At 71.5% G+C, this 21493-nt stretch carries 14 protein-coding genes; 7 read left to right on the plus strand and 7 right to left on the minus strand.

What is annotated here, in order from left to right; all coding sequences use genetic code 11:
• Window positions 1-67 precede the first annotated feature (67 nt).
• On the plus strand, window positions 68-886 hold the full coding sequence (locus ACFYYF_RS19380) for a rhomboid family intramembrane serine protease (protein WP_361681961.1): 819 nt from the start codon (window positions 68-70) through the stop codon (window positions 884-886).
• A gap of 85 nt (window positions 887-971) precedes the next feature.
• On the opposite strand, the gene hemE is transcribed toward ACFYYF_RS19380, so the two are convergent.
• Window positions 972-2039: a uroporphyrinogen decarboxylase gene (gene hemE / locus ACFYYF_RS19385; RefSeq protein WP_361681958.1), complete on the minus strand. Its 1068-nt coding sequence runs from the start codon at window positions 2037-2039 to the stop codon at window positions 972-974.
• 185 nt (window positions 2040-2224) lie between these two features.
• Between hemE and ACFYYF_RS19390 the strand changes: the two genes are divergently transcribed.
• The 5 genes from ACFYYF_RS19390 to ACFYYF_RS19410 all read left to right on the plus strand — a co-directional run bounded on the left by ACFYYF_RS19390 (window position 2225) and on the right by ACFYYF_RS19410 (window position 9455).
• Window positions 2225-2902, plus strand: coding sequence for a DUF3000 domain-containing protein (locus ACFYYF_RS19390; protein ID WP_361681955.1), 678 nt, complete (start codon window positions 2225-2227; stop codon window positions 2900-2902).
• Window positions 2903-3197: 295 nt separating this feature from the next.
• Complete coding sequence (locus ACFYYF_RS19395; RefSeq protein WP_019073943.1) at window positions 3198-3860, plus strand: response regulator transcription factor; 663 nt, start codon at window positions 3198-3200, stop codon at window positions 3858-3860.
• Window positions 3861-4051: 191 nt separating this feature from the next.
• A complete protein-coding gene (locus ACFYYF_RS19400; protein WP_388777237.1) occupies window positions 4052-5329 on the plus strand; it encodes an HRDC domain-containing protein in 1278 nt (425 codons plus the stop codon).
• 776 nt (window positions 5330-6105) lie between these two features.
• Window positions 6106-7332 (plus strand): thiolase family protein, encoded by a 1227-nt coding sequence (locus tag ACFYYF_RS19405; RefSeq protein WP_388777239.1) that lies wholly within the window; start codon window positions 6106-6108, stop codon window positions 7330-7332.
• Window positions 7329-9455: a 3-hydroxyacyl-CoA dehydrogenase NAD-binding domain-containing protein gene (locus ACFYYF_RS19410; protein WP_388777241.1), complete on the plus strand. Its 2127-nt coding sequence runs from the start codon at window positions 7329-7331 to the stop codon at window positions 9453-9455. The genes ACFYYF_RS19405 and ACFYYF_RS19410 overlap by 4 nt, the downstream gene beginning before the upstream one ends.
• Window positions 9456-9572: 117 nt before the next feature.
• On the opposite strand, the gene ACFYYF_RS19415 is transcribed toward ACFYYF_RS19410, so the two are convergent.
• The 5 genes from ACFYYF_RS19415 to ACFYYF_RS19435 are packed head-to-tail and all read right to left on the minus strand — an operon-like array spanning window position 9573 to window position 18701.
• Window positions 9573-10970: a hypothetical protein gene (locus ACFYYF_RS19415; protein ID WP_388777244.1), complete on the minus strand. Its 1398-nt coding sequence runs from the start codon at window positions 10968-10970 to the stop codon at window positions 9573-9575.
• 52 nt (window positions 10971-11022) lie between these two features.
• Window positions 11023-13092 (minus strand): PIG-L family deacetylase, encoded by a 2070-nt coding sequence (locus ACFYYF_RS19420; RefSeq protein ID WP_388777247.1) that lies wholly within the window; start codon window positions 13090-13092, stop codon window positions 11023-11025.
• Window positions 13089-15953: a stealth conserved region 3 domain-containing protein gene (locus ACFYYF_RS19425; protein WP_388777249.1), complete on the minus strand. Its 2865-nt coding sequence runs from the start codon at window positions 15951-15953 to the stop codon at window positions 13089-13091. Before ACFYYF_RS19425 ends, ACFYYF_RS19420 begins: the two co-directional genes overlap by 4 nt.
• Window positions 15954-15963: 10 nt before the next feature.
• The gene (locus ACFYYF_RS19430; protein ID WP_388777252.1) at window positions 15964-16878 is read right to left on the minus strand and encodes a hypothetical protein; all 915 of its coding nucleotides are present in this window, start codon (window positions 16876-16878) and stop codon (window positions 15964-15966) included.
• 23 nt (window positions 16879-16901) lie between these two features.
• Window positions 16902-18701, minus strand: a complete 1800-nt coding sequence (locus ACFYYF_RS19435; protein WP_388777255.1) for a stealth family protein — start codon at window positions 18699-18701, stop codon at window positions 16902-16904.
• A 426-nt stretch (window positions 18702-19127) separates the two neighbouring features.
• On the opposite strand from ACFYYF_RS19435, the gene ACFYYF_RS19440 reads away from it, so the two are divergent.
• Window positions 19128-20237, plus strand: a complete 1110-nt coding sequence (locus tag ACFYYF_RS19440) for an LCP family protein (RefSeq protein WP_388777257.1) — start codon at window positions 19128-19130, stop codon at window positions 20235-20237.
• 74 nt (window positions 20238-20311) lie between these two features.
• Here ACFYYF_RS19440 and ACFYYF_RS19445 read toward each other — a convergent pair whose 3' ends face one another.
• A complete protein-coding gene (locus ACFYYF_RS19445) occupies window positions 20312-21328 on the minus strand; it encodes a hypothetical protein (RefSeq protein ID WP_388777260.1) in 1017 nt (338 codons plus the stop codon).
• Between the last annotated feature and the right edge of the window lie 165 nt (window positions 21329-21493).

Here is a 21493-nt window from a genome sequence, read left to right on the forward strand (position 1 = left end):
GGCCAGGTGGCCGGGCGGGGCCGCCGGAGCGCGGATTCACCCCGCGCTCCGGGGGCAGTAGTCCCTCGTGGTCATTCCCGTCCATGACGTGAACCCGGTGCGGCGCACGCCCTATGTGACGTACGCGCTGATCGCCGCCAATGTGCTCGTCTTCCTCTACACCCCCGGTCTCGCCGGATCGGTGGCGGGCGACAGCGCCCTGTCGCAGCTCTGTCATCTGCACGCGTTCCTGGACCACTGGGCCGCCGTGCCGCAGGAACTGATCCACCATCGGGTGCCCCGTCTGGTGCCGACCGGCGAGGTCGGCGGCGGGCCGCACGGGCCGGGCTGCGTGCTGGGACCGCGGGACTACGACAAGTCGCCGCCGCTGTCGGTGCTCACGGCGATGTTCCTGCACGGGAGCTGGCTGCATCTGCTGGGCAACATGCTCTTCCTGCTGATCTTCGGCAACAACATCGAGGACCGGCTCGGACATGTGCGCTTCACGCTGTTCTACGTGGCGTGCGGCTTCGCGGCGGCGTACGGCTTCGCGCTGGTCAACGAGGACTCGGGCGACCCGCTGATCGGCGCCTCGGGGGCGATCGCCGGGGTCCTCGGCGCGTATCTGGTGCTGTATCCGAGAGCCAGGGTCTGGGTCCTGGTCCCGTTCCTGGTGTTCCTGCCGCTGCGGCTGCCCGCGTGGCTCGTGCTGGGCTTCTGGTTCGTGCTCCAGGCCGCGTACTCGTCGGGCGCCGCCGTGCCGGACGGGGGCACCGTGGCGTACGCGGCGCACGTCGTCGGCTTCCTGGCCGGCATGCTCCTGGCCTGGCCGCTGCGCCCGGGCACCCCGCCGCCGCCCGAGCCGCGCCGCCTGCTGTGGGGCAGACAGGCGCGGCACGGCTGGTGAACCGTGAACGGGCCGGCCGCGGGTCCCGGGCCGTGTCCGCGAAGCCGCGCCTGCCCGGCGACGCCCAGGGTCTGTCTGACAGGCCCTAGCGCGCGGTCTGCTGGTGGACGTACTCCACCAGGCGGGACAGCGCGTCCGGGTCCATGCTCGGCATGACGCCGTGCCCGAGGTTGAAGACGTGGCCCTCCAGACCGGCGGCCGCGTCGAGCACCTCGCGGGTCTTCGCCTCGACGGCCTCGGTGCTCGCGAACAGGACCGCGGGGTCGAGGTTGCCCTGGAGCGCCTTGCCGGGGCCGACGCGGCGGGCGGCCTCGTCGAGCGGGACGCGCCAGTCGACGCCGACGACGTCCGCGCCGGCCTCACCCATGAGGCCGAGCAGTTCGCCGGTGCCCACGCCGAAGTGGATGCGCGGCACGCCGTACGAGGCGACCGCGTCGAAGACCTTCGCCGAGGCGGGCATCACGGAACGGCGGTAGTCGGCCGGGGCCAGGGCGCCGACCCAGGAGTCGAAGAGCTGGACGGCGCTCGCCCCGGCCTCGATCTGCACCTTCAGGAAGGCGGAGGTGATCTCGGCGAGACGGTCCAGGAGGTCGGCCCAGAGCTGCGGGTCGCTGTACATCAGCGCCTTGGTGTGCTCGTGGTTCTTGGACGGACCGCCCTCCACGAGGTAACTCGCGAGGGTGAAAGGCGCGCCGGCGAAACCGATCAGGGGAGTCTCGCCGAGTTCGGCCGTCAGGAGCCCGATCGCCTCGGTGACGTACCAGACGTCCTCGGGGCTCAGATCACGCAGCTGGGCCAGGTCGGCACGGGTGCGGATCGGGTTCTGGACGACCGGGCCGACGCCCGGCTTGATGTCCAGGTCGACACCGATGGCCTTCAGCGGGACCACGATGTCGCTGAAGTAGATCGCGGCGTCCACGTGGTGCCGGCGGACCGGCTGGAGCGTGATCTCGGCGACCAGCTCGGGCCGCATGCAGGACTCCAGCATGGGGATGCCCTCGCGCACCTTGAGGTACTCGGGCAGTGAGCGACCGGCCTGCCGCATGAACCACACGGGCGTGTGCGGCACGGGCTCGCGCCTGCACGCCTTGAGGAAGGCGGACTCGTACGTGGCTGTCGGCTGGTGCCCGGCGGGGCTGTGGTTGGCGCTCACGACGGAAAGTCTCCCACGGCTCACGGACACCCCCGTCCCGGGCTCCGGTGCGCCCGCCGCCCCGGCCGCGGTCCTCCGGACGGCGCGCCCGCGGGACGGCGTGCGCCCGGCGTGATCCGGACAGGGGTCCCACGCACGGGTGTCTCTCCCTGCGCGCGGGCTCCGTTCCCCTTAATCTTCCCGGCATGGCTGCGGCTCAGGGACGACTGTCGGACGGCGCTGGCGGAATGGACGACGCGAGGGAGAAGAAGGAGGAGGACAGGAATGCGGCGGAGACGGCCCCGTTGCCCTTCCGGGCGGCCGTCGACGCACTGCGGGCCGCCCGGCTGCGGCCGGACATCGAGATCGACCCGACACGACCACCGCAGCGCCTGGCTCCGTACGCGTACGCGCTGGAGGCCGCGGTCGTCGCCGACGACGAGGATCTGGCCGACGGCCGTCTCGTCCTGCTGCACGATCCGGCCGGGCACGACGCCTGGCAGGGCTCCTTCCGTCTGGTGACCCTGGTCCGCGCGGAGCTGGAGCCGGAGATGGCCGCCGACCCGCTGCTCCCCGAGGTCTGCTGGTCGTGGCTGACCGGCGCGCTCCAGGCCCGCGGGCTCTCGTACGGCGAGCCGAGCGGCACCGTGACCCGCGCGAGCTCGCACTACTTCGGCGGGCTCGCGGAGCGCCCGGCCGCCTCGCAGATCGAGATCCGCGCCTCGTGGACGCCGCGTGAGGGACTCGGCGGCGTACCGGACACCGCCGCGCACCTCGCCGGCTGGTGCGACCTGCTGTGCCAGATCGCCGGTCTGCCGCCGGTGACCCCGGGCGACGCCTCGGTGGTCACCCTGCCGCAGCGCCGGGGACCACAGTCCCGCTGACCCCGCCGAGGGCGCGCGCCGACGCGCGCGCCCTTTCCGTTTCCTTACCGGCCGCACGCCGATACGAGCACTTTCGGCCGCGTATCGACGAGGAATGACGCGGAACGACTCGGTTCGATCTTCGGATGATCGATCGCGCGTCCGAATTGCACGGATTGTTACTCACCCCATCGTGATCATTCCCTAAAGGTCGACGGGTTTGATGCCGAAGACGTCTGTGACCTTGAAAGCACGGTTCGTCCTGGCTCGCCCCCCAGAGCCGGTCCCGTCCCGCTCCCGCACCCCAGGAGGCCTGGTGTCCGTTCTCCTCGAGCAGCCCGCAAGCCTGGTCGCCTACCGCCCGAACAAGCCGACCGCCATGGTGGTCGTGGCAGACCCCCGGGTCCGTTCCACCGTCACCCGCCATCTGTGGGCGCTCGGAGTGCGCGACGTCATCGAGGCGTCGTCCGTCGCGGAGGCCCGTCCCCGAATCGGCAACCCGCGCGACATCTGCGTCGCCGACGTCCATCTGCCGGACGGTTCCGGCCTCACCCTCCTTTCCGAAACCCGAGCCGCGGGCTGGCCCAACGGCCTCGCCCTCTCCGCGGCCGACGACATCGGTGCCGTACGCAACGCCCTCGCGGGCGGCGTCAAGGGCTACGTCGTCACCGGCACCCGTACGAACGTCGGGCTCCCCACCCGGCCGGGCGCCGCGCCCATCGGTTCGGCCGCCGCCCGTATGCACCGCCGCCCCCCGGGTGCCCCGAGCCACCCGGGCGGCTACCGCGAACTGTCCGGCCGAGAGGTCGAGGTCCTGCGCCTGGTCGCGGAGGGCCAGTCGAACAAGGCCATCGGCGTCTCCATGGGCCTGTCCGCACTGACCGTCAAGAGCCACCTCGCCCGCATCGCGCGCAAGCTCGGCACGGGCGACCGCGCCGGAATGGTCGCGGTGGCCCTGCGGACCGGAATCATCCACTGACCCTCCCCCGCCCCCTCCTCCCCCGCCTCCCGATGCCCCGCACCCGACACCGAGCGGTCGCCCTTCCCCCCGGCCGCCCCCCGGCGCGTGAACCGCGTCTTGCGCTCACCTGACTGGTTTACGACCATCCGACGCCCGTCGACGGAACGTTCCGTCGACGGGCGTCGTCCATCCACGGATACCCTTGACAGGTGACCGACGCCCAAGAGACCGCAGCAGACAGCTCACTGCGAACCACCGGAGGCGGCCCTCCGGACGACGTCGAATCGGCGCCGACCCCTTTGCTGGAGCCCCGAGAGGGCATCCCGCCGGTGATCGCCGACGAGGCCGCCCTCGCCGAGGTGATCGCCGCCTTCGCCGCCGGCAGCGGCCCGGTGGCCGTCGACGCCGAGCGGGCGTCCGGCTACCGCTACGGCCAGCGCGCCTATCTCGTGCAGCTTCGCCGCGAGGGCGCCGGCAGCGCGCTCATCGACCCCGTCGCCTGTCCCGACCTGTCCGGTCTCGGTGAGGCCGTCTCCGGGGCCGAGTGGGTCCTGCACGCCGCGACCCAGGACCTGCCCTGCCTGCGCGGGATAGGCATGATCCCCACCACCCTCTTCGACACCGAGCTGGCCGGACGCCTCGCCGGGTTCCCCCGGGTGGGCCTGGGCGCCATGGTCGAGAGCGTCCTCGGCTTCGTCCTGGAGAAGGGGCACTCCGCCGTCGACTGGTCGACGCGCCCGCTGCCCGAGCCCTGGCTGCGCTACGCCGCGCTCGACGTCGAGCTGCTGGTCGACCTGCGTGACGCCCTGGAGAAGGAGCTCGACCGGCAGGGCAAGCTGGAGTGGGCCCGGCAGGAGTTCGACGCCATCGCCCAGGCCGAGCCCGCGCCACCGCGCAAGGACCCCTGGCGCCGCACGTCCGGGATGCACAAGGTGCGCCGCCGCCGGCAGATGGCCGTCGTACGGGAGCTGTGGGAGACCCGGGACCGCGTCGCGCAGCGCCGGGACATCTCGCCCGGCAAGGTGCTCGGGGACGCGGCCATCGTCGAGGCGGCACTGGCCGTGCCCGTCAACCTGCACGCCCTGGCCGCCCTGAACGGCTTCGGGCACCGCATGGGCCGGCGTCAGCTGGAGCAGTGGCAGGCCGCGGTCGACCGCGCGAGGGCGCTGCCGGACGCCGAGCTGCCGCAGCCCGGCCAGCCGGTCACCGGGCCTCCCCCGCCGCGGGCCTGGGCCGACAAGGACCCGGCCGCCGCCGCCCGGCTCTCCGCCGCGCGGGCGGCCGTGTCGGCGCTGGCCGAAGGGCTGAACATGCCGCAGGAGAACCTGATCACGCCGGACACCGTGCGGCGCGTGTGCTGGGAGCCGCCCGCGACGCCGGACACGCAGTCCGTCGGCGCGGCGCTGACCGCCTGCGGGGCCCGCCCCTGGCAGGTCGAACTGGTCACACCGGCCCTGGTGACGGCACTGTCGGTGAAGACGGCCTAGGGGCGGCCCACCGGGGTCGGCCGGGGCCGGGGCGACCGGGCACCGTCCGCGCACGCCGGGGTCGGCCGAGGCATGGGCCGGCCCGGCATCGTCCGCGCACGCCGGGGACTGCCGAGGCCTGGGCCGGCCCGGCATCGTCCGCGCACGCCGGGGACGGTCCAGGGCCGGGGCAACGAAGCACACCCCCGGCACGACCGCCCAGGCCGGCCCCCGGTACGACAGCTCAGGCCGGCCCCGGTACGACAGCTCAGCCTGTGGCCCCCGCACGATCGCCCCAAGCCCGTGCCCCCGGCACGACCGCCCAAGCCCGCCCCCAGGTCCGACGCCGCACGAAGGGCCTCCCGATCCGATCCACCTCGGCTCGGGAGGCTTTTCCCCGGCACTACCGCCCAAGCCGGACCCCGGTACGACAGCTCAAGACTGTGGCCCCCGTACGACCGTCCAAAGCCCGTGCCCCCCGGCACGACCGCCCAAGCCTGCCTCCAGGTCCGACGCCCCAGGAAGGGCCCCCTGATCCGATCCGCCCCGGCTCGGGAGGTCTTTCCCCGGTCCTCACGGCGGGGTCGGTCCCTCGAACGGGCGATGAGATCGCGCCAAGATCCTGGGCGCCCGATCATGGCCGGTTCCTCCCGGCGTTCGGCCTTCCGGATGTGACCTTCGCCGCTCCCGCCCGCGGGACTGGGCAGGCTGGTTACTCGTAAGTAGCATGGGTGCTGAGCGCGCGCTCAGGCGTGTGTCGCGCAGCAGTGCCATCCCGCATCTGGAGGAGAGCCATCGTGCCTCGTACCGTCAGGGACGTCGTCTTCGTCGACGGCGTCCGCACCCCGTTCGGCAAGGCGGGCCCGAAGGGCATCTACCACGAGACCCGCGCCGACGACCTCGTCGTGAAGGCCATCCGGGAGCTGCTGCGCCGCAACCCCGGTCTTGACCCCAAGAAGATCGACGAGGTCGCCATCGCCGCGACCACGCAGATCGGTGACCAGGGTCTGACCCTGGGCCGCACGGCCGGCATCCTCGCCGGACTGCCGCAGTCGGTCCCGGGTTACTCCATCGACCGTATGTGCGCGGGCGCGCTGACCGCCGTCACCAGCGTCGCGGGCTCCATCGGCTTCGGCGCGTACGACGTCGTCATCGCCGGCGGTGTCGAGCACATGGGCCGTCACCCCATGGGCGAGGGCGTGGACCCGAACCCGCGCTTCGTGAGCGAGAAGCTGGTCGACGAGTCCGCCCTCTTCATGGGCATGACCGCCGAGAACCTGCACGACCGCTACCCGACCATCACCAAGCAGCGCGCCGACGAGTACGCCGTGCGCTCGCAGGAGAAGGCCGCCAAGGCGTACGCCAACGGCAAGATCCAGCAGGACCTGGTGCCGATCTCGGTGCGCAACACCAACCCGGAGGTCGGCGAGACCGGCTGGGGCCTGGTCACCGCCGACGAGCCGATGCGTCCGGGCACCACGCTGGAGAGCCTGTCGGGTCTGAAGACCCCGTTCCGCGTCCACGGCCGGGTCACCGCCGGCAACGCGGCCGGTCTGAACGACGGTGCGACCGCGTCGATCATCGCCTCCGAGGACTTCGCCCGCGAGAACGGCCTGCCGGTCAAGATGCGCCTGGTCTCGTACGCCTTCGCGGGCGTCGAGCCGGAGGTCATGGGCTACGGCCCGATCCCGGCCACCGAGAAGGCCCTCGCCCAGGCCGGTCTGTCGATCGAGGACATCAACCTCTTCGAGATCAACGAGGCCTTCGCCGTCCAGGTGCTCGCCTTCCTGGAGCACTACGGCATCGCCGACGACGACGCGCGCGTCAACCAGTACGGCGGCGCCATCGCCTACGGCCACCCACTCGCCTCCTCCGGCGTCCGTCTGATGACGCAGCTGGCCCGCCAGTTCGAGGAGCAGCCGGAGGTCCGTTACGGCCTCACCACCATGTGCGTCGGCTTCGGCATGGGCGCCACGGTGATCTGGGAGAACCCGCACCACAAGGACGCCGGAGGCGACAAGTGAGCACCGCTGAACTCCTCAAGGGAGCGGCCGAGCTGTTCCCCGACGAGGTCGTGACCTCGGCGAACGTACGCCACCTCGACCTGCCGTTCGGTGCCGGGCGCTTCGCGCTCATCACCCTCGACAACGGCTTCGACCACACCAAGCCGACCACCTTCGGCCCCGCGTCGCTGGCGAACCTGAACGCCGCCATCGACCAGGTCGAGCAGGAGGCCGCGGCCGGCGAGATCGTCGGTATCGGCGTCACCGGCAAGCCGTTCATCTTCGCGGTCGGCGCCGACCTCAAGGGTGTCGAGCTGCTGAAGCGCCACGAGGACGCGCTCGCCATCGGCAAGGGCGGCCACGAGGTCTTCAAGCGCTTGTCGGGCCTCGCGGTCCCGACCTTCGCGTACTACAACGGCGCGGCGATGGGCGGTGGCGTCGAGGTCGGTCTGCACTGCACCTACCGGACGGTCTCCGCGGCCCTGCCGGCGTTCTCGCTGCCCGAGGTCTTCCTCGGTCTGGTCCCCGGCTGGGGCGGCTGCACGATCCTGCCGAACCTGATCGGTGCGGACAAGGCCGTCTCGGTGATCATCGAGAACTCGCTCAACCAGAACAAGCAGCTCAAGGGCGGTCAGGTCTACGACCTCGGCATCGCCGACGCGCTCTTCGAGGGTGCGGACTTCCTGGAGCAGTCGCTGCTGTGGACGGCCGCCGTCCTCAAGGGCGAGATCGCGATCGAGCGTCCGGAGATCGACCGCGGCGAGGCCTGGGACCAGGCCGTCGCCCGTGGCCGCTTCATCGCCGACAGCAAGGTGCACGGGGCCGCCCCGGCCGCCTACCGTGCGCTGGACATCATCGCCGCGGCCAAGGACGGCGACCTGCAGAAGGGCTACGACGCCGAGGACGTGGCGCTCGCCGACCTGATCATGGGCGGCGAACTGCGTGCGGGCATCTACGCCTTCAACCTGGTCCAGAAGCGCGGCAAGCGTCCGGCGGGCGCGCCGGACAAGTCCCTCGCGCGTCCGGTCACCAAGGTGGGCGTCGTCGGCGCGGGTCTGATGGCCTCGCAGCTCGCCCTGCTCTTCCTGCGCCGCCTGGAGGTGCCGGTCGTGCTGACCGACATCGACCAGGAGCGCGTCGACAAGGGTGTGGGCTACGTCCACTCCGAGATCGACAAGCTGCTGCTCAAGGGCCGCGTCAACCAGGACAAGGCCAACCGCCTCAAGGCCCTGGTCTCCGGTGTCCTGGACAAGGCGGAGGGCTTCTCCGACGCCGACTTCATCATCGAGGCCGTCTTCGAGGAGATCGGCGTCAAGCAGCAGGTGTTCGCGGAGGTCGAGGCGGTCGCCCCGGCGCACGCGATCCTCGCCACCAACACCTCCTCGCTGTCGGTGAGCGAGATGGCGTCGAAGCTGAAGAACCCCGAGCGGGTCGTCGGCTTCCACTTCTTCAACCCGGTCGCGATCCTCCCGCTCCTGGAGATCGTGCGCGGCGAGCAGACGGACGACGCCTCGCTGGCCACGGCGTTCGCCGTCGCCAAGAAGCTGAAGAAGACCGCGGTCCTCACCAAGGACGCCCCGGCGTTCGTCGTGAACCGCATCCTGACCCGCTTCATGGGCGAGATCCAGAACGTCATCGACGAGGGCACGCCGGTCGAGGACGCGGAGAAGGCGGTGGAGCCGCTCGGCCTGCCGATGTCCCCGCTGGTCCTCCTGGAGCTGGTCGGTCCCGCGATCGGTCTGCACGTCTCGGAGACCCTCAACCGGGCCTTCCCGGACCGCTTCACGGTCTCCCCGAACCTCGCGGCCGTCGTCAAGGCGGGCAAGCGCGGCTTCTACGTCTACGACTCCGGCAAGCCGGAGCTGGACCCCGAGGTCGCCGCCCTCCTCAAGCAGGGCGACGTCGTCCTGACCGAGGAGCAGGTGCGGGACCGGGTCCTCGACGCGGTCGCCCAGGAGATCCGGCTCATGCTCGACGAGGGCGTCGTCGCCGAGGCCCAGGACATCGACCTGTGCCTGATCACCGGCGCGGGCTGGCCCTTCCACCTGGGCGGCATCACGCCGTACCTGGACCGCGAGGGCGTCTCGGAGCGCGCGACCGGCAAGCGTTTCCTGGACGCGGGCGTGGCGTCGGTTCCGGCGTAACGGCCTGACGGTCAGAGGGCCTGACGGTCTGACGTCTGACGGCACAAGGGAAGAGGGCCTCCGCGCACCGCGCGGAGGCCCTCTCTCGTTCTCAGCACCCGTGCGCCGGGCGCCGGTTCACCAGACCGGCATGGCCGGGTAGTGCTCGCAGGCGCCGGAGTCACCGGGGCAGGCGTGGCGGGAGGCCAGCGACGTCGCCAGCCAGCTGTCCTCGGGAACACCGTGCACGCGCAGCGTCAGCGACGCGGGCGCGGAGTTGATGGCGCTGAACACCCCGACGAACTCGACGGGGTAGGTACCCGGACGCCAGTCGTGGGCGTGGGTGACCTGCCAGGTCCCGTCCTTCCTGACCGCCGTCTCGGCGATGATCCTGCCCTGTTCGAGGACCATGACCTTCGTGGTGCCGGGGGACGCCTTGCCGGAGAAGCGGGGACGCGGGCCGCTCCAGGCGTCGGGCTTCGGGCCCACCACCTCCGGCGGCTCCAAGTGGTCGAGGACCTCGAACTCCAGCATGGAGGACCGGGAGACGGCGTTGCCCACGACGGCGAGCACCTCGACGCTGTGGGAGCCCGCGGGCCACAGGACGGTCCGGCGCCACTGCCAGGCACCGGACGGCGTGACCGCGGTGCCGCCGAGGTAGCGGCCCTTCTCGAAGAACAGGACGTAGTCCGTCCCCACGGGCGCCTTGCCGGCCAGCTTGCGCTGGTTGCTGACGACCTGGCCCGGCGCGGGCGAGGTGAACACCGGCATGTCCAGGAGGGTAGGTGTCATGGTGAGAGCCATCTCGGGGTGACTCACCGTGAACTCCGTGAGCACCGGCGGGAGTTCACTGGGTGTCAGCAACTCCGGGTCGATGATGCCGGCGGGCAGGCCGGGAGCCTCGAGCAGGGAGGCGGCCAAGCGGCGGGCCACCGCACGCGCGCCGGTCTCGTTGAAGTGGGTGGAGTCGATGATGCCGTCGGGGTGGTTCGGGTGCTCGCCCGGGTCCAGCCAGCGGTAGAGCCGCCGGGCTCGTGTCGGACCGAGTTCCGTGAGCATGTCCGTGGTGAACGCGGCCATGTCGATCAGCGCCGCACCGGTCTCGGCGGAGACCTCGCGGGTGAGCCCGACGAATCCGCCGTGGGTGTCGGGGACGTCGCCGGCCTCGTCGAAGGTGCAGCGGGCAGCGGGCGTGACCAGCACCGGAACAGCTCCCTCGGCCCGGATCGCCTCGATGCTCAGACGCAGGTACTCCTTGTACTCGCGGGGGCCGTGGTAGCGGTCGGGCTGGTTGATGCGCTGCTCGACCTGCCCGTAGGCCAGGAGCACCACGTCGCCCGGGTTGAGGAGGGTGAGGAGCGCGGCCATGCGATGGGTGAAGTAGCCACGCAGCGTCATGGCATCACGGGCGTAGTTGCGCACCTCGTTGCCCTCGACCAGAAACTCGTCGAGGAACTGTCCCCAGCCCGCGAGCGGTGCTTCGCCCTCGGTCCGGGACGTGGCCACCGAGTTGCCCAGGATGCAGATCTTCCTCATGTCTTGCTCATTGCCTTCCTCATTTTCTCTGTTCAACGGTGTCGCGGCCGGGTCAGACAACCGTGAGCGGCCCGAAGCCGTCGGTGATGTCCGTCGTGAGCTGCCGCATCACCCGCAGTCGCGCGTCCGTGCCCACCGCCGCCACCACGACCCGCCCCGCCCCGTCCACGGCGAGAGCGGGCGGGCGAGCCATCAGCACGTCGTGGTCGGTCCACTCCGTGGTCCGCTCCTCACCCGGGCGCGGGGCCTGGGCGGGGATCACGGCGGTGCTCAGCCGGTTCGCCGCGTTCCGGCGGGCGAGGACGATGCGGTCGTCCTCGCCGGTCATCCGCCGCAGCGCGGCGATCCTGCCCGTTCCGCCGTGCCCGCCGAGGCGTTCGGCGTGTCCGTTCCACCGGCCGTCGGGCCGCTGCCGCAGGCACAGGACCTCGCCGGAGTCCTCCTCGCGGTAGAGAACCGCCACGCGCGAGCGTCCGATCTGCACCGGGGTGATGCCTCCGGTGGGACGCCAGGCGTCGGGGTCGGCCGATGTCACGCCGTCCTGCATCTTGTACGAGCCGTACATGCCGTCCTGGTACCAGCGCGCCCCGCTGCCGCGATTCGCGCCGTACAGCTCGATCCGGCCGGTGGTCATGAAGACCGTGGTGAGGCAGTCCTGCATGTCGCGACCGCGCAGGTCCTCCCATTCGCCCCAGCCGTCGGCGGTCTCGCGGCGGGCGCTGACGCCGGAGCCGAAGTTGCGGGTGAAGACGTGCAGGATCCCCGAGCTGCCGACGGCCGCCTCGGGGACGCCGATCTCCCGGCAGCGCTGCCAGTCCTCGGTGTAGTCGTTGGGGTTGCCGATCCCCTGCCAGGGCACCACGGTCCCGGTGTGGGCCTGCCGTCGCATGCGGACGATCTCCACGTCCACGCGCCCGGCCGGCCCCCGGGTACGGCGCAGTGTCACGAGGTGCACCCCGCCCTCGGAGTCCGGGGCCACCGACAGCGAGGGCACCAGTCCGCCGCCGGGCAGCAGGACCGGCCGGCCCCAACTGCCGCCGGGCTCGCTCTCGGTCCAGACGGCGACCCGGCCGCCCAGACCGACATAGGCGGCGAGCCGTCCGTCGGCCTGGAGGTGGAGCCAGTCGGTGCTGCCTTCGTAGCGGGTCCGGGTGCTCCAGCCGTAGCGGCGGGTGTCGGCGCCGTCGGAGAGCTGGAGGTCGCCGCAGTAGCGGTGCTTGCAGTCGTGGCCGTCCGCGGAGGTGTACACCTCCAGGACGCGCTTCTTCTCCGCCCAGGCGTGCTCGGTGAGATTGCTGGGCCAGATCTTGTTGCTGTAGCCGACGCAGTGGTCCACCAGGGGCGGCGCGCCTCCCTCGGCGACGTAGCGCTCCAGGGCCGCCAGCGCGAACTGCGCGGTGGCGGTGTGGTCCTGGTGGTCGCTCGACTTCGGGCCCCGCTCCTCGTCCCAGTCGGTGTGCCAGGGGTCGGGGTCCATGCTCCAGAACTGGCTGGGCCGGGTGCGGTGAAGCAGGTCGACGAGGCAGCGCAGCAACGCGTCCTTCGTGAACTCCTGCGGCATGCGCAGCGGGGACTCCGTGGCGACCAGGGTGAGCTGGGAGTCGGCGGCGCCGTTCCACAGCTTGGCCAGCCGGACGGAGGGGACGTCGGCCGGGAATCCGTGTCCGGTGTTGACGATCCGCAGTCCGAAGAAGAAGAGCTGGACATGGGGCGCGGCCAGCAGTGTGGACCGCTCGGCCGTCACGCCCGCCGAGAAGGAGACGACGTCGCGCGCCCATTCGCTCTCGCGTTCGCCGGTGACCATGGTGGCGTACGCGGCGCGCAGTCCCTGCTGGCGGGCCTCCGCGTACCCCTCGTAGTCCGGCGGGCCGTCCAGCCGCCGGGGGTCGCGGGTGTCGATGTTGCGCCCGTCAGCCTCCGCCGCCGTCAGGTAGACGCTGGTGACCCGGTGGCCGGCTTCGAGGGCCCGCTGCAGATCCGGGTTGATGAAGTACAGGTCGTCGTCCGGATGCGCGAGTATCTGGACCAGCGACGCCTGCGCCGGGGCCGGCTCGGTGGGCTGGGTCACGGAGGTCCCGCGGGCCGGGGGCCGGCGGTGCAGTTCCGGCATTCCGAACGTCATAGCGGCCACTCCGGCAGGCGTTGCGCGTGAAACTTCTGATTGCGGGGCGAACCCGCCTCGAACTGGCTCGCGATGGGGAAATAGCTCGGCAGGAACGCCGCCAGCGTGGCGTCCTGCTCGTCCTCCGACACGTCTCCGTCATGGAAGTCGTTGAGGCAGAAGACGTCGTTGGACCGGGTGGCGAGCATCCGGTTGAGCTTCTTCACCTGTTCGCTCAGGCCGACGTTGACGAAGCCGCCCGCGATACGGCCCGGCACGCTGCGGCCGGTGTAGTAGCCGAAGTAGTGGTGCAGCGACGAGGCGACCGACACGTCGGTGGCGTTGCGCAGCTGGTTGCCCGCGGTGTTGGCCAGCTCTTCGGCGAACTCGCTCTCCAGGTCGCGCATGACGCTCCGGCGCAGCGGGTGCGGGGCGTGGATGAACGAGTTGACCAGGACCCGGCCGAACCTCTCCGACAGCAGCCGCCGGTTGTTCTTCGCCGCCATGCGGCTGAACTCGTCCTTGGCGTTGATCGGGTTCAGAGGGATGGCGTTCGACGACATGAAGTGCTTCGACTGGCCGTTGCCGAGGAAGAACAGACTCGGCTGGATCGGCCGCGCGGCGAACACGTCGTCGTTGAAGTAGAGGAAGTGCTCGGCGAGGCCTTCGATGTGGTGGAGCCGGCTCTCGATGGCGTGCGAGTTGTAGGTGGGCAGCTGCCCCTGGCCGGCGAAGATCTCGGTGTGGTCCACCACCCGCACCCTGGGGTGGGTGGTGTCCAGCCACGACGGCACCTGACGGTCCGTCACCAGGTAGATGTTCCTGATCCAGGGCGCGTACATGTCGAGGGACCTGAGGGAGTAGCGCAGCTCGTCCCGGTTGCGGAACCGCGCGGCGCTGGTCGCCGCGTCCTGCGTCTCGATGCCCTTGGCCGCGAGGACGGCGTTCTTGCGCTCCAGCCACGCGACGTCGGATCCGTCGACCCAGGTGTACACGGCGTCGACGGGGAACGTGATGTCGTGGTGGAGGTCCTGGTTGAACGCCTGGATCGTCGGATAGCGGCGCCCGCCCAGCACCATCGAGTCCAGCCGCAGCGCCTCCCTCGGGATCCGGCCGCCGATGAGCGTCCGGAAAGGGGAGACGATGTGGTCGGGGTCGGTCTCGTCGTCGTCCCAGAAGGCGACGGTGCAGCCGTACGTTGCCCCGAGCCGCAGGGTGCGGGAGGGAGTGACCACGCTCTGGTAGACCCTGACCCCCGCACAAGGGGTCCGAGCGTGGCCGGTCGTCAGGCCGCCGAGCGTGGTGACGACGGCGTCGTCCCGCTCGTTGAGCAGCGCCACGTACACGGCCTGCTTCGTGAAACTGCGGCCGAACGCCCTCAGCACCGCCTCCCGGTGGGTGGCGTGCACGGCGACGGTGTGCCGCACCTTGGTCGTCCGGGTGACGAAGTACGGGATCCCGGCCGTCTCCAGGGCGGTCGCGACCATCGCCAGGTTGGCCTGGATGATGTCGTGCGGGGTCTCCGCCTCGATGACGCGGCACACCTGCCCGCCGTCGCGCACGAGTCCGCCGCCGCGACGCAGCATGCGCTCCTCGGCCGTCGCGAGTTCTTCGGAGTTCTGCGTGCTGCGCGGTGCGGTGGCCGCCGCCCGGGCCTGGCCGTCGGTGCCCGAGGTCAGCGAGTGGGCCGCGATCCGCGCGGCCTTGCGCGTGTCACGGCGCCCGGAGGCACGGTCCTCCTCCAGGCTCGCGAACAGGCGGTCGAGGTTGCGGTTGTAGCGGAAGCCCGCCGCGGCCTCCGTGGCCTCGGCGCCCATCGACCAGCGCCGGTCGGTGTTCTCGATCAGTTCGAGCAGCGCTCCGGCCAGGGCGTCGGTGTCGCCGGGGGTGACCAGCAGGCCGGTCCGCCCGTGCTGCACGACCTCGCGCGGGGCGGTCGGGCAGTCGTAGGCGACCACGGGGACACCGGCGGCGTGGGCCTGCATCAGGAACAGTCCCAGCGCGTCCTCGGTCGCCGCGCTGAGCGCGATGCTCGTCTTGGCCCACTCCTCGGAGAGGTCGGCCGGCGCCTCGCCGACGAACTGGACGCTGCTGTGCAGGCCGAGCTCGTCCCGCTGCGCCCGCAGCGCCTTGGCGAGCGGGCCGTCGCCGATGATCCGCAGGGTCCAGGTGGGGTGCTGGGGGCTGACCTTGGCCCACGCGGCCAGTGCCTGCGCTATGCCGAAACGTTCCTCCATGCGGGCGACGAGCGTGACCATACGGGTCTCGAGCGTCGACCGGGGCCGGAACCTCCGGGTGAGTGCGGGCCGGGCCACGGTGAGCGGCGGCACCGCCTTCCCGAAGGTCTCGGCGAACCACTGGCGCGAACGGGCCCGCGGCAGGGCGAGCGCGTCGCAGCGCACGAGGTGCCGCAGCAGCGGCTCGGCGACCGGGCCGGCCGCCTCGGGGGCGCCGAGCTCGTAGTGGACGGCGAGGACGTGCGGCGGCAGGAAGCGCGTGACGTACGCGAGGTGCGCCGGCGACGTGGTGATCAGGACGTCCACGTCGAGGTGCCGGAGCGCGTGCTCCAGCTCGATGTCGGCGAGCCGGTGGAACCGCGTGTCCCAGCGGCGCTCGACGATGTCGCTGGGCAGGGCGGCCAGGGCCGCCTCGGCGTCGGCGGCGAGCCCGGACCTGCGCGCGGCCCGGGACTTGAGGGACTCGACGAGGAACGTGACGTCGACGCGCGGGTCCGGGGACTCGAAGCGGCGGCGGCGCTCCTTGAACACGCTGATGATCCGGACTTCCTCGTGCCGGCCCGCGAGCGCCACGGCATGTCCGAATACGGCGCGCTCCGCGTCACCCAGCACATCCGCCTGGGTCAGCAGAAAAGCGACTCTCAAATCTCGTTCCTTAATCAGCCCGGTCGCCGTCGCTGCAGGTGAACCTGAAGTTCCCTGCCGGCGTGTACCGGGGTTCGATCCTCATCAGGACGCCGCGGTGCGGTGACACGAGGATCTTGCGCATCGTGAACACCCGCCCCGGTGCCTGTACGTCGTGCAGCCGCCTGGCCAGGCGGAGCGGCGCGCCCCGGTCCGGGTGCACCAGGACGTCCCAGTGCTCGGGCCGGCCTCCTTCCGGAAGCATCTGCGCGAGCGGCACCTCCAGGCGCCAGATGCCCGGCTGCGTCTCGGCGAGCGAGCACCGCAGCCGCCGTCCCGCGGCCACGACCTCGGCCCAGGGAGCGGTCGCCCGCACACCGAGCACCCGCAGATCGACGTCGATGCGCGCGTGCTGGATGTGCACCGCGGCCACCTCCGCCACGGGCCGGGCCTTGGAGCACACGACGCGCGCGTCCCCCCGCACCGTGCGTCCGAGGCGGTAGCGGTGAGCGGTGAGCGGTGAGCGTGCCATGGGGCCGGTGACACCCTTGCGCGGCGCGGTCGGCTCCGCCAGCGTCAGCGGCAACCGCGTCCTGCGGCGTCCCGAGCGCACGTCGAGGCTGAGCTTCCAGCGGCCCCGGCCGACCGGCACACCACCCGCCTCGGCGCCGAGCAGCACCGCGGCGTCCATGAGCCACGGCCCCTCGGGGTCGGGATACACCCGTGCCGGGCGGCGGTGCCGGCGCAGCCCTCGCCGCATGACGATCTCGGCGGTCTCCGCCTGGGTGACGAACGCGGGAAGCTCGGCATGCAGGTTCACGGTCTGCCCGTCGAGCACCGCGGCATAGCGCAGCAGCGCCGTGCGTCCGAGGCGCCGGGGCAGGAAGAACCCGTTCATCAGCGACGCGCGGTAGCCCGAGAGGCTCCTGAGGACCCGTCGGCGCACGGCACGTATTCCCCGTCCCGCCCTCATCCGGCACCTCGTCCCGGCTGTGCGAGGCGTCGCGTCGGAACGCGCCCGGTCTGCTCCAGCTCACAGGGGCTCGGGACGGGAAAGTACGAGTCGAGGAAGCGGGTCACCATCCGCGCCTGTGCCTCTCTGTCCTTCGGCACCACGGTGTCGTTGATGCAGAACGTGTCGAAGTCCCGCTTGGCGAGCAGCGCGTTCATCCGGTACTCCGCCTTGCTGTCGCCGATGTCGATGTAGACGTAGCGCAGGTCGCCCACCGTGGCGCGGGCGGAGTTGTACGCGTAGTAGTGGTGCAGCGAGGAGGCGACGGGGATGTCGTTCGGGGAGCGGAAGCGCGAGTGCTGCGTCACCCAGTGCGCCCGCGCGTAGACCTCCTCGATCTCGGCGAGGACGCTGCGCCTGAGGGCGTGCGGGGTGTGCTTCATCTTCTGGGAGATCACGGTGCCGAACTGCTGGGCGATGAGGCCGCGGCTGTTCTTCCCCGCGGCGTCCACGGGCAGGTCCTGCGGCTTGATCTGGCCGGAGGGGATCAGCGCCTTGGACATGAAGAACTTGGACAGCCCGTTCGGGTGGAAGAAGCGGTCCGGCCGCACCGGCCGTCCGAAGAAGACGTCGTCGTTCAGGTACAGGAAGTGTTCCGCGAGCCCCGGGATGTGGTGCAGCTGGCTCTCGATCGCGTGCGAGTTGAAGGTCGGCAGGGCCGTCGGATCGCTGAAGATCTCCCGGTGGTCGATCACCTTCAGACCCGGATAGTCGGTGTCGAGCCAGCCGGGCACCTGCCCCGCGGTCACCAGGAAGATGTTCCGCACCCAGGGCGCGTACTGGTGGATCGACCGCAGTGAGTAACGGAGTTCGTCCCGGCTCGTGTAGCGCGCGTCGTTCGACGCCTGCTCGTGCAGCGGCGCACGGCCGATCGCCACCCTCCGCTCGGCGGCGTTCTTGCCCGCGCGCCAGACCGGGTCCGCGTCGTCGACCCAGGTGTAGACGACGTCGATCGGGTAGAGGTGGTCGCCGAGCAGCGAGGCGGTGAATTCGGGCAGCGTGCGGATCTGTCCCGTCCGGTACAGGGACGGTACGGGGCTGAAGAGGCTCTGCTCGGCCTGGCGGCGTTCCGGGCGCAGCGGCGTACTGGCGACCACGGGGTTGGAGCGCGGTGCGACCAGCTCACCGTCGACCTCGTCCCAGAACTCCAGGTCGCAGCCCGACTCCTGGGCGAAGACGAGGTTCTCCGTCGGGTCGCAGACGTTCCACGACAGCCGGAGCACCTGCTGCGAGCGGAGCCTGCGCCAGGTCTTCGTCGCCTCTCCGGTCAGCGGCGCACCCTCCGGCACGGCGCAGACGTAGCCCGGGTTGTGGCCGAAGACGAGCTGGAGCACTTCCTCCACGTCGGCGCGCGACCTCGCGGGAACGGCCACGCAGGGAACGGACCTGGCGGTACCGCGTACGGCGAAGTAGTCGATCTCGGCATCCTCGAGCACCGCGACGAGGAGGTGGAGGTTCCTGGCCCGCGCGGCCCACTCGGTGGCCCCGGGCACGACCGTGGCCAGCAGATGCCGGCCGTTGTACTGCACGACGCGCATCGGGGCGCGGCCGTCGCCGAGGTCCGAGCCGCTCCGGCCGCTCAGCATCGCCTTGACCAGAACCGAGCGGAACGAGTCGAGGGCCGCGAGGGCGCGGATGACGGCGGTGCGCAGCGGACGCGGCACCCGGCGCACGATGCGCCGGCGCGCCCGTACGGGCACCAGGGATCGATAGGTCGACACCAGGGCACTGTTCTCGGGGTTACCCGGGCTCACCACGAAGACTCCTCAGCGTCTTGCAGAAAGGGCTGAGGCCCCCCTCACACCCGACAGCGATCACCTATGACTGATCACTCGGCCCCGAACCGAGGCGATCACCTCACGGAATATTCACATCCAAGTCATCGCCTGTCCACTTTTTGCCCGCGACGGACACAAACGTGAGACATCCTTCACTCGGATTCGGGCCTTTCGAGGCGTGAGGTCCGAATTGCACCCCGGTACGCGGGGGCACTTTCAGGTCGCCCGCACGACCCCGCGGCCACACCCGGGCCGCCGCCGCCCCTGGCCGCACACACGTCCGAACCTCGCGTCTATAGTGCAGGTCAGCCCGGCAATGCACGGACCGGCCACTCCCCCCACCCGAGTCCTCGAGCCATCGACACCGCCCGTACCAGGGCACGAGCAGCTAGGACCCGGACCAGGATGAGCCATGTCCCGACGCCCCAGCCGACCGCATCCGACGCCCCGTCAAAGGGCGTCGACACAGGGCGGGCAGCCAAGCGCGAGCGCCCCGGCGGCCGCCGTATCGGCAGGAAGATCCTGCTGGGGCTGGCCGTCCTCGTCATCGCGGCCGGCGGCACCGGCTACTGGCTCTACAGCGACCTCGACGGCAACATCAAGGGCGTCGACCTCGACAAGGCGCTGGGCGACGACCGGCCCGAGAAGCTGCCCACGTCCGGGCAGAACATCCTGATCCTCGGGTCCGACTCGCGCGCCGGCGCGAACGCGGCACTGAAGACGGGCAACGTGTCCGGGGCGCGTTCCGACACCGCGCTGGTGATGCACATACCCGAGGGCCGCGAGAAGGCCGTCGCCGTCAGCATCCCGCGCGACACCCTGGTGACCCGCCCCGAGTGCACCGGGGCGGACGGCTCGAAGGTCCCCTCCGCGAAGCGGGTCATGTTCAACTCCATCTACTCCCAGGTCGGTTCGGCCTGCGTGGTGAAGACCGTGGAGCAGATCTCCGGGATCCGCATGGACCACTACGTGGAAATCGACTTCGCCGGCTTCAAGGGCCTGGTCGACGCGATAGGCGGCGTGACCGTCACCGTCGACAAGGACATCCACGACACGTCCAGCGGTCTCGACCTCACGGCGGGCACGCACCGGCTGAACGGCACGCAGTCCCTGGAGTTCGTACGGACCCGGCACGGTGTCGGCGACGGCAGCGACCTCGGACGCATCGGTCTCCAGCAGCAGTTCATGACCTCGCTGCTCTCCGAGATCAAGAAGCAGGACCTGCTGGGCAGCCCGGCCAAGACGTACGGGATCGCCGACAGTCTGACCCAGGCGCTGACCACCGACTCCGACCTCGCCTCGCTCACGGCGCTCGCCGAGTTCGGCCGGAGCATGAACGGCGTCGACCCGTCCACCATGGAGACCATCATGCTCCCGGTGGCGTACGACAAGGTCGACCCGAACCGGGTCGTGGCGGCCGAGCCGCAGGCGTCGGCCCTCTGGAAGGCGCTGCGCACGGACTCCGTCATCCCGGAGTCGGCGAAGAAGTCGCCCGCCACCGGCGGGAGTTCCTGAACTGCCCCATGGACAAGGGCCCGGTCTCCGCCTGTTCGGGTGGAGGCCGGGCCCTTGTCCGTGCGGGCGCCGTGTCAGACCGTGCGCCAGGCCTCCAGGGCGATGCCCGGCTCGTCCTTGCGGCGGGTGAGGCGGAGTTCACCGGTCCCCGGGGAGAGGGTCGCGGCGACCACCCGGCCCTCCTCGTCCTCGGCCAGCGCCAGCAGGGCGTCGGCGGGGAGTTCGGGTCCCGACTCCGTCCACCACGCGCCCGCCGACTCGTCCTCGGTCGGGTAGGCGGCGAAGGCCACCCGCCCGCTCTCCGCCCGCTGGGCGAGCAGCGTGCAGTCGTGGCCGTCGAGTCGGCAGCGGATGACCCGCACCGGCCCCGGTCCGGCCGAGGTGAGCAGGGACACCGGTCTGGTGCCGGGGCGCCAGGTGCACACCTCGCCCGAGTCGTCGGTGAAGAAGAGCGTGGTGGAGCCGGCCGAGGTGGCGAGCGCCTGCAGGGTGTCCGGGCGGACCGGCGCCTCCAGCGCCTCGTCCAGGGCGGGCACCGAGCCCGCCTCCTCCTGGCTCCAGTGCAGCACCCCGCCCGCGACGGCCGCGTACAGCTCGACGCGGCCGGACATCCCCGTCACGGCCGCCAGCTCTCCCCGGACGCCGTGCCCCTTGAGGTCGCGCCAGGGCCCCCAGCCGCCCTTCTCCTTCTGGGCGATCATGCTGACTCCGGCGCCCTTGTTGCGCACGAAGACATGGGCGCGCCCCTGCGCGTCGACCGCGACGGCGGGGTTGCCCGTCCGGTCCCCGCTGCGGTTGGGGTGGCCGATCGGGTTCCAGTCGAGGGCGGCGAGATCCGGCCGGAAGTGGGTCGAGTGGACGAGGCCCGACTCGTCCCTGACCGTCGGACGCCAGGAGACCAGATGGGTGTAGCGGTCGGGACCCTGGCCCAGGGCCAGTACGGAGTGCAGGCGCTGTTCGCCCCCGACGGTGCGGGGAGGGCCCCAGGGGCCGCCGGGTCCGTGTTCCGCACGGCAGCGGACGGTGGCCTCCGACAGCAGGTACACACTGAGCCTGCCGTCGCGACCACGTATGAGCCAGTCGACGTTCACCGGATCACCTTAATCGGGGGCCGCCCGCCCGGTGATCCGGGGCGGGCCGGGGGGGGGGGGGGGGGGCGGGCGCGGGGGGGGGGGGGCGCGGGGGGGGGGGCCGCCCCGGGGGGGGGGGGGGGGGGGGGGTGGGGGGGGGGGGGGGGGGGGGGGGGGGGGGGCGGG

This window comes from Streptomyces sp. NPDC001914 (assembly GCF_042891215.1).
GTDB lineage: Bacteria > Actinomycetota > Actinomycetes > Streptomycetales > Streptomycetaceae > Streptomyces.